Annotated in this window: 14 protein-coding genes; 5 read left to right on the forward strand and 9 right to left on the reverse strand. The window is 37.9% G+C overall.

From position 1 onward, the window contains the following. Positions 1–36 precede the first annotated feature (36 nt). The gene (locus DRF67_RS04845) at positions 37–798 is read right to left on the reverse strand and encodes a GntR family transcriptional regulator (protein WP_115927209.1); all 762 of its coding nucleotides are present in this window, start codon (positions 796–798) and stop codon (positions 37–39) included. Between the two features lie 481 nt (positions 799–1,279). Here DRF67_RS04845 and DRF67_RS04850 point away from each other — a divergent pair, with 481 nt between their 5' ends. Genes DRF67_RS04850 through DRF67_RS04860 form a run of 3 tightly spaced genes read left to right on the forward strand, consistent with a single transcriptional unit; the run spans position 1,280 to position 2,271 of the window. Next, on the forward strand, positions 1,280–1,549 hold the full coding sequence (locus tag DRF67_RS04850) for a hypothetical protein (RefSeq protein WP_115927210.1): 270 nt from the start codon (positions 1,280–1,282) through the stop codon (positions 1,547–1,549). Positions 1,550–1,607: 58 nt separating this feature from the next. Beyond that, positions 1,608–2,021 carry a hypothetical protein gene (locus DRF67_RS04855; protein WP_115927211.1) on the forward strand — a complete coding sequence of 138 codons (414 nt, stop codon included), beginning with the start codon at positions 1,608–1,610 and terminating at the stop codon, positions 2,019–2,021. Next, entirely contained in the window at positions 2,014–2,271 is a 258-nt protein-coding gene (locus DRF67_RS04860) for a hypothetical protein (protein ID WP_123912708.1), read from the forward strand. Before DRF67_RS04855 ends, DRF67_RS04860 begins: the two co-directional genes overlap by 8 nt. 2 nt (positions 2,272–2,273) lie before the next feature. Here the strand turns inward: DRF67_RS04860 and DRF67_RS04865 are convergent, their stop codons facing one another. Next, positions 2,274–2,741, reverse strand: coding sequence for a hypothetical protein (locus DRF67_RS04865; protein WP_115927213.1), 468 nt, complete (start codon positions 2,739–2,741; stop codon positions 2,274–2,276). A gap of 129 nt (positions 2,742–2,870) precedes the next feature. On the opposite strand from DRF67_RS04865, the gene DRF67_RS04870 reads away from it, so the two are divergent. Beyond that, complete coding sequence (locus tag DRF67_RS04870) at positions 2,871–3,251, forward strand: DUF6876 family protein (protein ID WP_115927214.1); 381 nt, start codon at positions 2,871–2,873, stop codon at positions 3,249–3,251. Between the two features lie 105 nt (positions 3,252–3,356). Here DRF67_RS04870 and DRF67_RS04875 read toward each other — a convergent pair whose 3' ends face one another. The 5 genes from DRF67_RS04875 to DRF67_RS04895 all read right to left on the reverse strand — a co-directional run bounded on the left by DRF67_RS04875 (position 3,357) and on the right by DRF67_RS04895 (position 9,551). Continuing rightward, on the reverse strand, positions 3,357–6,044 hold the full coding sequence (locus tag DRF67_RS04875) for a TonB-dependent receptor domain-containing protein (protein ID WP_115927215.1): 2,688 nt from the start codon (positions 6,042–6,044) through the stop codon (positions 3,357–3,359). Positions 6,045–6,113: 69 nt separating this feature from the next. Then, the gene (locus DRF67_RS04880; RefSeq protein WP_228435736.1) at positions 6,114–6,392 is read right to left on the reverse strand and encodes a hypothetical protein; all 279 of its coding nucleotides are present in this window, start codon (positions 6,390–6,392) and stop codon (positions 6,114–6,116) included. Positions 6,393–6,492: 100 nt separating this feature from the next. Further along, on the reverse strand, positions 6,493–7,122 hold the full coding sequence (locus tag DRF67_RS04885; protein ID WP_115927216.1) for a hypothetical protein: 630 nt from the start codon (positions 7,120–7,122) through the stop codon (positions 6,493–6,495). A gap of 78 nt (positions 7,123–7,200) precedes the next feature. Next, positions 7,201–7,887 (reverse strand): response regulator transcription factor, encoded by a 687-nt coding sequence (locus DRF67_RS04890; protein WP_002982671.1) that lies wholly within the window; start codon positions 7,885–7,887, stop codon positions 7,201–7,203. Between the two features lie 119 nt (positions 7,888–8,006). Then, positions 8,007–9,551, reverse strand: a complete 1,545-nt coding sequence (locus tag DRF67_RS04895; protein ID WP_115927217.1) for a sensor histidine kinase — start codon at positions 9,549–9,551, stop codon at positions 8,007–8,009. Between the two features lie 199 nt (positions 9,552–9,750). On the opposite strand from DRF67_RS04895, the gene DRF67_RS04900 reads away from it, so the two are divergent. Then, positions 9,751–10,251: an SRPBCC family protein gene (locus tag DRF67_RS04900; RefSeq protein ID WP_115927218.1), complete on the forward strand. Its 501-nt coding sequence runs from the start codon at positions 9,751–9,753 to the stop codon at positions 10,249–10,251. Between the two features lie 204 nt (positions 10,252–10,455). Here the strand turns inward: DRF67_RS04900 and DRF67_RS04905 are convergent, their stop codons facing one another. After that, positions 10,456–10,797 carry a hypothetical protein gene (locus tag DRF67_RS04905; RefSeq protein ID WP_115927219.1) on the reverse strand — a complete coding sequence of 114 codons (342 nt, stop codon included), beginning with the start codon at positions 10,795–10,797 and terminating at the stop codon, positions 10,456–10,458. A gap of 110 nt (positions 10,798–10,907) precedes the next feature. After that, positions 10,908–12,953, reverse strand: coding sequence for a S9 family peptidase (locus tag DRF67_RS04910; RefSeq protein ID WP_115927220.1), 2,046 nt, complete (start codon positions 12,951–12,953; stop codon positions 10,908–10,910). Positions 12,954–12,977 lie beyond the last annotated feature (24 nt).

Consider the following 12,977-nt stretch of genomic DNA (forward strand, 5'->3'; position numbering starts at 1 on the left):
GAATGTTTGAACATAATATGAAATAAAAAAATAACATCAGTGGTCCGGAGACTTACTGATATCAATGGTATAGGTAAATTTGTCCGAACGGTAATAGCCAATATTATACTCGACAGGCTTTCCGTTAATATCATATACAAAACGTTCACGTTTCAGTACAGGAAAAGAAGCAGATACTTTTAGCTTTTTTCCGATAACACTGCCAGCCTGGCAAGCGCTTATGTTTTCCCGGGAACGGTGCACGATGATTCCATGTTTCTCTTGCAGCATACTGTACAGGGGCATATTGAAATCATCATTTTTATCAATATCAATTCTCGGGTGAAAATAACTTTCAAAATAAACAATAGGGTCTCCCGAGTCTTCTCCTTTTAATTTAGATAGCTTGAAGATTTTTTTATCCGGAGGACAGTTAAAGAAATGGCAAATCTCTTCCGTGGGCTGTTCTGTGCCGGTCTTCAAAAGCTGATTGACCACGTGGATTCCTTTTTCCTGCATTTCCCTGGTGAAGCTGTACCAGTGATCCAGGCCCGTCACGAGACTTTTCTTTTCCGCAACACGGGTTCCGATTCCTTTTTTACGGATAATCAGTCCTTCGTGCTCCAGCTTGTTGGTCGCCTGGCGGATTGTGTTCCGGGAGACCCCCCACAAGTTGGCGAGATCAACTTCTTTGGGCAGTAAAGCGCCTTTTTTATAAACTTCCATTTTGATAAGTTTACGGAAAAGTTCCTCTACCTGTACGTGGAGGGGCAGTTTGCTGCTATGGTCGATCGTGAAATTCTGAGAAAGTATGTTCATACATATAATAAAAAACGAAGATAATAAATTTTTAAATAGGATGATTGTTTTTCAAAAAAATTATAGCCGATGCGAGGTAGAGATGATCACAACGTTTATAAGAGAGACCTTTTTAAAGAAATAAGTGATCAGTTCTTCAGTTAAATAGAAGGAATATGAGGATATCATTGAAATGTTGAAGCTAAATATGCATTGACCACTACTGAGATGTGAATTTTAAAAAAAATGGCGCTTTTTTGTGTTTTTTTGTTATGTTGTCATTGTGAAAATCTCCTTGTAGTCGGGATTTTCATTAATTGCATCACTTTTGTATCATAAAGTGCTATTAAAAGTGTAATATTTATTACATTTGAAGTTGCTAAATAATAAGATAAAATTCCTAATTTTATAAATTGTTTAACAAAAGAAAATTATTACCCTATTTTTTATAACCGTGATGTATAGGTAATATTTATCTTTAAGTGTCAAAAAAATACTATTTATGAAAGCAAGATTATTATTATCAGGAATCTTACTATTATCGATCGTGACGGCGTGTTCGGACAGAAATGACGAAGTTACTGCGCCAGGTGATCAGAATAAGAGTGTAGAGCTCGGAGTGAAAAGATCAGAATCTGCCAGAGCCATTAATGATTCCCTGAAGAAAACCGTTATTTTAGATGAAGCCAACAATAAGCAAGGAGACACAGGCGCAGCAAGCAGCACCGATCAAGAAACAATCGACCCAACAAAACCGGATCGGCCGAAATAAACTTACTATTGAAATAATTGCTTCGGCATTTGTTTTAATTTCTGCTATATTACCATTTTTGAATAATATAGCAGGATACTTTATTGATGTCAACGTTCAGCTGGATAATAATGCAGGAGAAAGAAGATTAGATCTTGATTCATCTATTTATTTTCTATCCATATCATTATGTTTTCTGCTGCTGGCATTAGGCGGTTTATTCAGAGCTCACAGATATACCTATTATGTGGCTTTGGTAGCAGGTTACTTTCATCTGGTAACCTATATAAAATTCATTTTTTTAAATGAAAATAAGGTATCAGCAATAGCTGATATAGCTATTATATTGATTCTGGTATTAATTATTTTTCTGGTTTTCAAATTGGATAACTATTATAGAAAACTAAATTTACTCGATCAGTTTAATAATAGTACACTGGACAGGTTCTCTAAGATTCTCTTTAAACGTAATGAAATTAAAGAAAATGAATAATCATAGAGAAAGACTGAAAATTCTTGTTGCCCTTTCGGATAAGTTATGGGAAGATTATGCTGATGAAATAATTTCTGAGGAAGAATATCTGAAAAAAATCTATTTGGTAAAGAAGAAAATTAATGAAGGGTTTATCGGAACTATGGAAGATTTGGATCTTTTTACAAAAGATCTCGGATATCTTATCTTAACTTCTCCCACCAAGACGTTTTTAGGAGGCTCAGAAAAAATCATTATCAATAGAAATTAGTCCTATTTCACAGCCGTTTTCGTAAGCGATAGAATTTCTTCCAAATAGGCATTCTGCTTTAGAATAGCCTCATCGTATTTTTTTTCAATTCTTGAAATCTGACTCTGGATAAATAAGATCCCCTTATCCTGTGCGTTATATTGTGCAAATAAACTGGCCAGCAAATCCCCCAGTTTTTCATTGGTCTCTTCATGCTGAAGACTCAACTCCTGCTGATCCTTTTTAGAATGCAAATTCTGATTCAACTGACCATTACCGGTTACCAACCATATTAAGTTCTCATTTTCCTTGAGTTCCGGATAAACATGTAAAATCTTTGCAAGCTTGTCTACTCCTAGGTCACTTTTTAGTCCGGCTCCTTTAAAATTGGAGGGTGACATCCCTGTTTCTTTATAAAAAGTTTCCTTTTTAATCCCTCTTTTTTCAAGAAAAAAGAAAATTCTTTCTTTTATGGTTTGAATTTTGTCCATAATTTCTTAAATTGGTCTAAATTTAGACTATATTTGTCAAAGATAAAAAACAAATTTAACATAACCATGTTAAAAATGTCTGGATTTAAAATTAATAATTAAACGAGAACTTATAAAATCAATAACCTCATGATTGGTAACAAGCATTACAAAATTAAAAACTCTGCAAATGACCTTTATGACATTTATACATTTGCGGACACGTTATATGAGTATAAAGAAGGCTATAAAATCACAGAAGGAATTAATAATGTAGCTGTTAATGAAAACTGCTTCTGGCTTCTGGACCTTATCGTCAATCAACAGGAACAGCCTGGTCTGGATTGTGAAGTTCAAAACTGGGAGCTTCAAAGAATAGAAGACGGCCTTTTCGATCTCATTTGCTCACGTGAAAACGAAGTAACTATCCATAAAGTTAAAGGGTTAGACGTAAGATTTTATTTTGATGACTTCCGAATGATGAAGAAGGGAAATATACTTTGTCTGCCTATCGAGAAAGAATTGTATTAATAATCTTGGGGATCTGTCCCATCGTTATTAATGCTAAATATGAATGTTTAAATAGGAAACAGCATCAATTTGATGCTGTTTTTTTGATATATATATTGAATTCTTTTAAAATGTTACATCAAGTCCTACATAAAAATTGGCTTTCATAATAGGCGCATACACCATACCGCCGTCAAAATAATTGCCGAAAGGATTCTTAAAATCTACAATCGCATTTTTCTGATAGTATGAAGTAAGGTTTTCACCTCCTACGTAAGCTCTGATTTTTTTATTGAAGTTTCTTGAAATCTGAGCATTCAGTACTGCATAAGAATTAGAATAAGCCGGCAGCTGGAATTCCTGTGGATTGCTTGCCGTATCCGGAAGCCTTTGCTTTCCTACCCAGTTTAAGGTGGTATCAAAACTCCAGAAGCTTCCTTTATCATTTTTATGGGTTGCATACGCAAGGTTCACAAAGCCCCTGTGCTTGGCCATGAAAGGAACTTCTCTTCTTCCTCCGATATAATCGGCCTGTACATCATAATATTTATAGGCAAGTCGTACATCAAAATTTTTGAAAGGTGTGAAATCCCACTGGGTCTGGAATGAATTGGCAAACGACTTACCTTCCAGGTTATAAAAAGTCAGTTGCTGTGGAGAGCGGTCAAGATCTACCAAAACCTGATCCTGGAAATCTGTTCTGAAGAAGTCGGCAATAATGCTGGATTTTCTTCCAAAAAGCTTAAACTCCTGCTGTAAACTGGCTCCGTAGTTCCAGGCAATTTCAGGTTTTAAGCCATAAATATTTCCTCCGTTTGGCAAGATGCTAATCGATCTGTTGGAGGCAAAATACTGCTGGCTTTCAGCAAAAACATTGGCAGTTCTGAACCCTCTTCCGGCAGAAAGTCTTAAGATCGTCTGCGGAGTGAAATCATATTTAAAATTAAGCCTTGGCGTAAGCTGAGTTCCTGCCAGATTGTGGAAATCTACCCTTGTTCCTGCTACCAAGGTATATTTTAAACCTGTCAGTGTATATTCTGCAAATATTCCTGGAACAATTTCGTTTCTCTTAAAATCATTTATCAGATACGTTTCTTCATATCCGTCATATAGAAAACTTGCTCCTGCCTTATACTTGTGATTGGTATTTCCAATGATACTTTCAAAAATTAAATTGGAATAATAGGTATGTTGCTTTCCTGCATAGTTTCTCAATCCGAAAAAGCTATCCTGCTGATGATATACATACTGGTTCATCCATCCAATGCTCTGGTATGGTTTTCCTTTAAAAACATATCCGGTTTTGTTCCAGACCTGAAATCTTGAAATGTCGATTCCCACTCCGTAAGCATACTGCTCGTCCTGGGCTAATCTTTTATCATAACCTACTTGCCCTGCTGTTCTTTCATCACGGATAAAATTAATACCGAAGTGAGACCCGAATCCTGATTTTTCCAGGTCGTTATAATTAAGAAGGTAGGCCGCATTGATCTGTGTTCCTTTAGGCCGGTCAAGAAAGCCGTCATGATTCATGTCCGTATTTCCAAAAGTTCCGTTTCCATGAAGTAAAAATGTTTGTGACCACTTATCATTGATAGGGGAAACACTGGTGATGTTGGCTTCGGCTCTTCCATTAAAATCAGAAAAAAGGTTCAAGGACGTTTCAGGAGTCTTCGCATTCTTCAAAAGTTCGGTATTGATCTGTCCTGTAATGCTTTCGTATCCATTCGTTACGGTACTTCCTCCTTTAGTCAGCTGGATACTCTCTATCCATCTTCCGGGAATAAAATTCAATCCGTAAGCGGAGGCTAACCCTCTGATTTCGGGCAATTGTTCTTTGGTGAGACTTGTATATTTCTGATCCAGCCCCAGCATTTTCAGCTGCTTGGTACCAGTAACGGCATTGCTGAAAGAAACATCTACGGTAGCATTGGTTTCAAAACTCTCCGATAGATTACAGCAAGCTGCCTTTAGCAGTTCTTTTTTGTCAATATTAAAAACCAGGCCCGTTTCTTTTTTATTTAAGGAGGTGGCTGCTTTGGATCCGGTTACCACAACACCTTCAATATTTTTTTCATGCTGGCTGTGTCCTTCATTTGCGGCAGTCTCATGTTGCTGGTGATTTTCGTGTTTTGCTCCTTCTTCATTATGCACTTTTGGATTAGGTTCACCAAAAGTAAAATCTCTGTCATACAGGCAACAGGCGGGAAGCCCATTATAAACAGTATCCGGAGTTCTGTATTTTTCATTGTCATGACCGGCATCAGCAATTGCTTTTAAAATGGTATCTGAAGAGGTTTTTGATCCGTTAAAATGGAGGATAACGGTTTGTTTTTCTGCATTCCATTCTGCGAAATCTGCTCCTGCACCTTTGGCTGCTTTCTCAATTCTTGCTTTGCATGATGCGCAGTTTCCCCTTACAAAATATTCATTTTCCTGTTTAGAATAAGGCGCCTGGGTTACGGTTTGGGAAACGGTCTCTTGCAGATCTCTTTCATAATGACAGCATCCCGGAAGTCCATCATAAACTTCTTTGGATGCCCTAAATTTCTCATTGTCATGTCCTGCTTTCGCTACCTTTTTCAGAATATCTTCTGCCGAACCTGGGTCGGTTTCTAAAGTTAATGTTTGAAGGTCAATAGAGTATTCCGCCTTTTTGGCACCTGCTTTTTTGGCTGCACCTTCAATTCTTGTTTTGCACATTTCGCAGTTCCCCTTTACCTTGAACTGATTTTTTGAAAGACTTTGAGCGGATATAAATTGGGTAAATAAGAATAATGTACCAAGTATCAACCTGGAAATATATAATTTCATTTTGTTTAAAAGTTTAGATTAATTAAAAAAACGGTTCACTACCAACTGTAATGAACAGGCTGTGTTTAATTAACTTATCTTAGGTGGCTGCCAGATTTCCTTTAAACGGTCTGAAAGATAAGGATCTGAATATTGGAACTGAGGATTCTTATTGGCTTTATAATAAGACAGTTCCAGACGCAGATTCTTTGAAAAAGGAGTTTCAATAAAAGTGTAGCAGGCAACGCATGACGAGCAGCAGTCATCATGGCATGACGTTGAAGCATCGCTTTTGCCGTCTTTTTCTGAAGAATGATTCTTACAGCAGTCACTGTTTTCTGACTCTGCTTTACAACAGGTTTGCTGCATAGATTGAGTGTAGAAGCTATCCTTAGGAATTAAGAAAATTCCTAAACAAAAAACTATTGCCAATAGGTGAAACAGCTTCATATCTGCAAAAATACAAAATTTATGGTAAAGGATCACCAACATTTACAGAGCAAATGTGCCATGGCTCTCCGTGAGCAGGATTTACTTTTGGTTTTTCTCCCATGGCAAGGTTTTGTGCAGGGGATGGGGCAGGAGCGGTTTGAACGGTATTCTGAACCGGTTGAGGCGCAGGGGCAGGCTTACTGTTCAGTGGTTTTCCAACAGGAATATCACAACGGTGTCCCGGCTGCCCGTGAGGAGGGTTCATACCGGGGGCAGTTTTAATTTCTTTTCCGGCATTATCAATAGCTATTTTTCCTGGAGAAACAGCATTTGGATCAATCTGAATTGCATTGTTTGCTCCTACATTGATGTTTTGTGAAACCGGAGCTGCAGCAGGCTGGCTGTTCAGGGGCTGTCCTACCGGAATATCACAACGGTGTCCCGGCTGTCCATGCGGAGGATTCATTCCAGGAGCACTGGCCATAGGGGCAGGGCTGGTATTGGACTGTATTCCTGCCTGGTCCATCAGGGAGGTCCTTGGTGTTGCATTCAATGCGGTTACGGGCTGAATATTTGCTTCTTCCTTTAAGTAGGTGGCTCTTTCGTCTTTTTTACAAGAGGCTGCCAATAGGGATACAGCCATTAAACCTATACATGTATTCTTCATATCCTTGGGTATGAAACAAAATTAGCAAAACATTTTGAATTGTTTTGCTAATTTTATATTTATAATCCGGTTTTCAGATTAATTTTTTACCAGAAGTCTGAATCCTTCACCGTGAACGTTGATGATCTCCAGTCCTTCGTCATCTTTTAATAATTTACGAAGCTTGGCAATATATACGTCCATACTTCTTGCCGTAAAGTAGTTCTCTTTTTTCCAGATCTTTCTCAGGGCAAGGTCTCTTGGCATAAAGTCATTTCTGTGAATACAAAGGAGCTTCAGAAGTTCGTTTTCTTTTGGAGATAGTTTGTATTCTTTATCACCTACTTTTAATTGTCTCAGCATAGAGTCGAAGAAGATGTTACTGATCTTGAACTGTTCCTGCTCTTCATTTTCCAGTGTTGAGCTTCTCTGAAGAATAGCTTTGATTTTGTATAAAAGAAGTTCGGTATCAAAAGGTTTTGTGATGTAGTCATCAGCGCCCAGTTGATATCCTTTCAATATGTCTTCTCTCATGTTTCTTGCAGTAAGGAAGATGATCGGTGTATTCTTGTCAATCTTCTTTACATCTTCAGCCAGTGAAAATCCGTCCTTTTTAGGCATCATTACATCAAATATGCAGATGTCGAATTCATTTTCTGTAAATTCTTTCAATCCCTGCTCTCCGTCAGTGGCCAGCGTTACTTCAAAATTATTGATCGTTAAATAATCTTTAAGCACCGCCCCAAAACTCTGATCGTCCTCTACTAATAATATTCTGTTGCTCATAATTTTACTAATTAATAATTAACAATTAGAATGAACTTTCTCACTCTATCTTCTTATATTTTGATATTTGGTTTACTATTGATATACAATACATGATTGTCAATCATATATTATTTTTTTCAGCTCATAGGAAGTTTTATGGTAAACGTACTTCCATTCCCTTTGTTAGAGTCTACAATAATCTGTCCTTTGTGGAGTTCTACAATCTTTTTTACATAGGATAGGCCCAGTCCCTGTCCTTTTACGTTATGGATATTTCCGGTCTCTTCTCTGAAGAATTTCTCGAAAATTTTAGTTTTGTTCTGGGTTTCCATTCCCATTCCCTTATCGGATACCTCAATGACATACCAATGACCTTCATTCCTTGTTTCTACATGAATTTCAGGAGCTTCAGGGGAGTATTTATTGGCATTGTCCAGCAGGTTGACCAGCATATTGGAAATGTGGAACTCATCGATTTTGAACGTATAATGAGTTGCCGTGAATTTCTGGGTCAGGGATCCGTTTCTCTGCTGTACAATAAGATTAAATGATTCTGTGGTTTTTTTGATGAGCTCCCTTACATTGGTTTCTCTAAGGAACAGCTCTACCTCATTTCTTTCAAGCTTAGACATATTCAGTACGTTTTCCACCTGCTTCTTCATCCGTAAGTTCTCCTGTTTGATCAGTTCTGAGTAATATTTTACCTTATCCGGATTGGTTGCGATCTTATCATTAGCCAGAGAATCTGTGGCTACAGAAATGGTAGCCAGCGGTGTCTTGAATTCATGTGACATATTGTTGATGAAATCCGTCTTTACTTCCGCAAGCTTCTTCTGCCGCATCATATAATTAATAGAGATAATATAAATGCCCAGAATGGTGAGGAGAGAAAGAAATGTTCCTAAAAGCATCGGCCAGTTGTTCATTGCCAGAGAATATTCTTTTTTTGGGAAAACCAGCGCAAGGCTGTACAATGTATTTTTCTTATCCGTGAAAAGTGGATAGCTGTACGTATTGCTGTCTTTTTTCTCTTTATAGGCCTTATTGGCAATGCTGGTAAGCTTGTTGTTTCGGTCAATAACTCCATATCCGAATTTTGCAGTGATTCCCCTTATTTTAAGTTCTTTCGCAATCACAGAATCCAGGGATTTAGAGTCTACTCTTTTGGTAATGGGAAGATTATTTCCATACACTTTTACAAACTCTTTCATCGAGTAATCACCGGTTTCAATGTCCTGATTGATGTCGGCGGTAAGAAGCTCACGGTTCGTCGTGTCTCTCTTGATTTTATAAGCGGCTTCATCAGTATATAGAGTGGTGAGCTTTATAGAATCTCCCTTTTTTGAAATCGGAAGCTGTGTTTTCTCAATAATATTCTTGGAATAGATGATCTGTCTCTGGGTTCCGGAATCTTCCACCTGCTGAATGGTCGTCAGAGAAGGCTGTTTGTTGTTGGCAAGAATATTTTTTCTGAAATTTTTATAATCCTGATTCAGATATTTATCCGCCTCAATTTCTTCAATACTTTTTGAGGTACTTTCCAAAACAGCATAGACTTTGTTGGAGAAATCCTGTTCCAGGACGCCATAATAGCCTTTCAGCCAATAAAATTGGAGCGTAACAAAGACAATCAGTGAGATCGTCATAAACACCGAAATTATTGGGATGAATTTATTATTCATTACTTAAATATATATGTTTTGGAAAAATGAATGTTAAAATTAATTGTTTTAAGACTACATAAACAAAAAACGAGCCAGAAAATTGTTTTATTTTTCTTAAAAGAGTGTTTTTTAACAATTATTTAGGAATTATCCTTTACTTGTCATATGAAAAGTCCTGTCAGCAATTAAATTGTTAACTTTATTAAAAATAATACTTATGGAATCTAATATCATTTTCAACAAAGATTTTGACGCCAACACGGCCTATGTGATGAAGGTTTATGATGCAGAGGTCTCAGAAGTCTGGAGCCATTTTACCCAGGCGGAATTACTTGACCAATGGTGGGGACCAAAGCCATGGAGATGTGAAACTTTAAAACAGAATTTTAAAGAAGGCGGACTCTGGTTGTATACCATGATTGGTCCCAACGGAGAAAAAGCAGGTTATTCCCGGTCTGAGTATGGGGAAATTATGGAGCACAGAAGTATAGACTGGACCAGTGCTTTTTGTGATGAAGAAGGAAATGTGGCAGAAGGAGCTCCACAGTCAAAATGGCTGATTGGCTTTACAGGAGTGGAAGAGGGAACAAAAGTTACCGTCAATATCCATTATCCGTCACAGGAAGTGATGAAGCAGGTGTTGGATATGGGATTTGAAGAAGGATTTAAAATGGGACTGAATCAGCTTGATGAGCTTCTGTCTGATTCAAAAGTATAAACTCAGGAATTTCAAATGAAAGGAAATCTAGGGCTCGAATAATTTGAAAGGTAATTAACAGACCGTCTAAAGGGATACTCTATATTTCCATTGCATTCTTCAGAATATAAAAAACAGGGACAAGCTTTATTTGTCCCTGTATAATTTGTTATTTGATCGTAATGTAATTTGCTGGTATCAGCCTCCAGGTCAGTGTGCTTCAGATTAAATCAGTTTTTCCTCCTGAAAATACTGAATAATTGCTTTTTTCATAAGAAGCGACTGCTCATTCGGTCTGAGCTCCGGAAGGTCTTCCAGCTTTTCAAATTGTGGCCACCCGTCTTCATAATGCGTGAATTTGTAATATCCAAATGGTTCAAGCAGCCTGCAGACTGCAATATGGATAAGGTTGACCTTGTCTTCTTTTGTGTATTTCTGCTGGCCGCTTCCCAGCTCCTGCAACCCGATCAAAAATAAAAGGGTTTCGATGGGAGGATTCTTTTCAGTCTGGAAGTTGTCTTCAAAAAACTGTTCTATTTTTTTCCAATATTCGGATTCGTTGATCATAATTTTGTCAATGATAATTAAATAATAAAGCTAATGCTCCATCGTTTTTCCTGTTGAAGAAATTCTTTTAATAACTTTTCAGTGTCAGTTTACTATATGATGTTTTGTCATTACGATTCAGCATCAATCTTCAGAAGGAATGCATATTCCAGAGCATCTTCTTTCAAAGATTCAAATCTTCCGCTTGCGCCTCCGTGACCCGAGCTCATATCTGTTTTGAAAACCAGAATATTCTGATCTGTTTTTAGTTCACGTAATTTGGCAGTCCATTTTGCCGGCTCCCAATATTGTACCTGGGAATCATGGAATCCGGTAGTAATGAGCATATGCGGATAGTCTTTCGCCTCTACGTTGTCATAGGGAGAGTACGCCTTCATATAATGATAGTATTCTTCGTCATTTGGATTGCCCCATTCATCGTATTCCCCGGTTGTTAAAGGGATGGTGTCATCCAGCATGGTGGTGACCACATCTACGAAAGGAACCTGTGCAACGATCCCATTGAATAACTGAGGTTCATAATTGACTACTGCACCTACCAAAAGTCCTCCGGCACTGCCGCCCATAGCATAAAGATGCTTTGAAGAAGTGTAATTTTCCTGTATCAGATACTTTCCGGCATCAATAAAGTCAAAGAATGTATTTTTCTTAAACAACATTTTTCCATCTTCATACCATTCTCTTCCCAGATATTCTCCACCACGGATATGGGCAATCGCATAAATGAAACCCCTGTCCAGGATAGAAAGCCTTACATTCGAAAAGCTTGCGTCTACGGTGTGTCCGTAACTTCCGTACCCATATAGGAGAAGTGGGGTATCCGCAGATTTTTTCGTGTCTTTATGATAGACCAGTGAAATCGGAACTTTTGTTTTTCCGTCCCTTGAATCTGCCCATATTCTTTCAGAAATATAATTTTCAGGGAAAAAATTTCCACCCAACACTTCCTGTTGCTTCAAAAGGACGGTTGTTTTATCTTCCATATTGTGCTCATACGTAGAGCCGGGCTGTGTCAAAGAAGTATAGCCATAGCGAAGAACTTTGGTGTCAAATTCGAGGTTGATCCCTATATATGCTGTGTAGGTAGGATCGGAAAACGGGAGATAATAGGATTTCTGTGTTTTTTCATCAATGATTTTGATCTGCAGCAATCCTTTCTCTCTTTCCTCAAGGACGAGGTAATCCCGGAAAATTTCAAAACCTTCCAGTAAAACTTCAGCACGGTGCGGAATCACATCCACCCAGTTTTCCATCCCACAATGAGTGATTTTGGTTTTTACGATTTTAAAATTAAAGGCATCGTCGGCATTGGTGATAATGTAGAACTCATCTTCATAATGTTCTACAGAATATTCCAGATCATCAATCCTTGGCTGGATAACCGTCCAATCTGCAAATACATTGTCAGAAGGAATGAACCGGTGTTCATCAGAAATGGTGCTTGAACTGGCAATGAAAATATACTGTAAAGATTTTGTTTTAAATACATTGACATCAAAGGTTTCGTCTTCCTCATGGAAGATCAGAACATCTTGGGAAGAATCAGTGCCCAGCTGGTGCCTGTACACCTGGAACGCCCGTAAACTTTTATCTTTTCTGATATAAAAAACGTGCTCGTTGTCATTAGCCCATACTGCCTTTCCGGTAGTATTCGGAATCGTATCCGGAAGGATCTCTCCTGTTTTTAAATTTTTGAAGTTTAAAGTATAGATTCTCCGTCCTACGTTGTCTGAAGAAAAAGAGGCCAGCTCATTGCCCGGGCTTACCGCCACGCTTCCGACTTCAAAGAAATTTTCACCTTCTGCTAATAGATTGACATCAAGTACAATTTCCTCCGGATTGTCCAGACTCTTATGCTTTCTGCAGAAGATAGGGTATTCCTTACCTTCTTCATACCGCACAATATACCAGTATTCATTAAAAAAATAGGGAAGCGATTCGTCATCTTTCTTGTAGCGGGCCTTCATCTCCTCAAAAAGCTCTTCCTGAAGATCCTGGGTATCTTTCATGATGAATTCTTCATAAGCATTTTCTTCTTCAAGATATTGGGTGACTTCAGGATTTTCCCTTTCATTAAGCCAGAAGTAATTGTCAACTCTTCTGTCACCGTGTTTTTCAAGTGTTTTTTCTATTTTTTTTGCCTGTGGAGCTCTCATCAGATTAATTAATTATTTGTACTT

Origin of the sequence: Chryseobacterium pennipullorum (genome assembly GCF_003384725.1) — a bacterium.
Lineage (GTDB): Bacteria > Bacteroidota > Bacteroidia > Flavobacteriales > Weeksellaceae > Chryseobacterium > Chryseobacterium pennipullorum.

What these genes read in the sequence shown, in the direction of transcription:
- DRF67_RS04900 (WP_115927218.1), top strand. Translation starts at nt 9,751, where the DNA reads ATGGAATCTAATATCATTTTCAACAAAGATTTTGACGCCAACACGGCC.
- DRF67_RS04890 (WP_002982671.1), bottom strand. Translation starts at nt 7,887, where the DNA reads ATGAGCAACAGAATATTATTAGTAGAGGACGATCAGAGTTTTGGGGCG.
- DRF67_RS04850 (WP_115927210.1), top strand. Translation starts at nt 1,280, where the DNA reads ATGAAAGCAAGATTATTATTATCAGGAATCTTACTATTATCGATCGTG.
- DRF67_RS04865 (WP_115927213.1), bottom strand. Translation starts at nt 2,741, where the DNA reads ATGGACAAAATTCAAACCATAAAAGAAAGAATTTTCTTTTTTCTTGAA.
- DRF67_RS04860 (WP_123912708.1), top strand. Translation starts at nt 2,014, where the DNA reads ATGAATAATCATAGAGAAAGACTGAAAATTCTTGTTGCCCTTTCGGAT.
- DRF67_RS04910 (WP_115927220.1), bottom strand. Translation starts at nt 12,953, where the DNA reads ATGAGAGCTCCACAGGCAAAAAAAATAGAAAAAACACTTGAAAAACAC.
- DRF67_RS04870 (WP_115927214.1), top strand. Translation starts at nt 2,871, where the DNA reads ATGATTGGTAACAAGCATTACAAAATTAAAAACTCTGCAAATGACCTT.
- DRF67_RS04905 (WP_115927219.1), bottom strand. Translation starts at nt 10,797, where the DNA reads ATGATCAACGAATCCGAATATTGGAAAAAAATAGAACAGTTTTTTGAA.
- DRF67_RS04875 (WP_115927215.1), bottom strand. Translation starts at nt 6,044, where the DNA reads ATGAAATTATATATTTCCAGGTTGATACTTGGTACATTATTCTTATTT.
- DRF67_RS04845 (WP_115927209.1), bottom strand. Translation starts at nt 798, where the DNA reads ATGAACATACTTTCTCAGAATTTCACGATCGACCATAGCAGCAAACTG.
- DRF67_RS04885 (WP_115927216.1), bottom strand. Translation starts at nt 7,122, where the DNA reads ATGAAGAATACATGTATAGGTTTAATGGCTGTATCCCTATTGGCAGCC.
- DRF67_RS04895 (WP_115927217.1), bottom strand. Translation starts at nt 9,551, where the DNA reads ATGAATAATAAATTCATCCCAATAATTTCGGTGTTTATGACGATCTCA.
- DRF67_RS04880 (WP_228435736.1), bottom strand. Translation starts at nt 6,392, where the DNA reads ATGCAGCAAACCTGTTGTAAAGCAGAGTCAGAAAACAGTGACTGCTGT.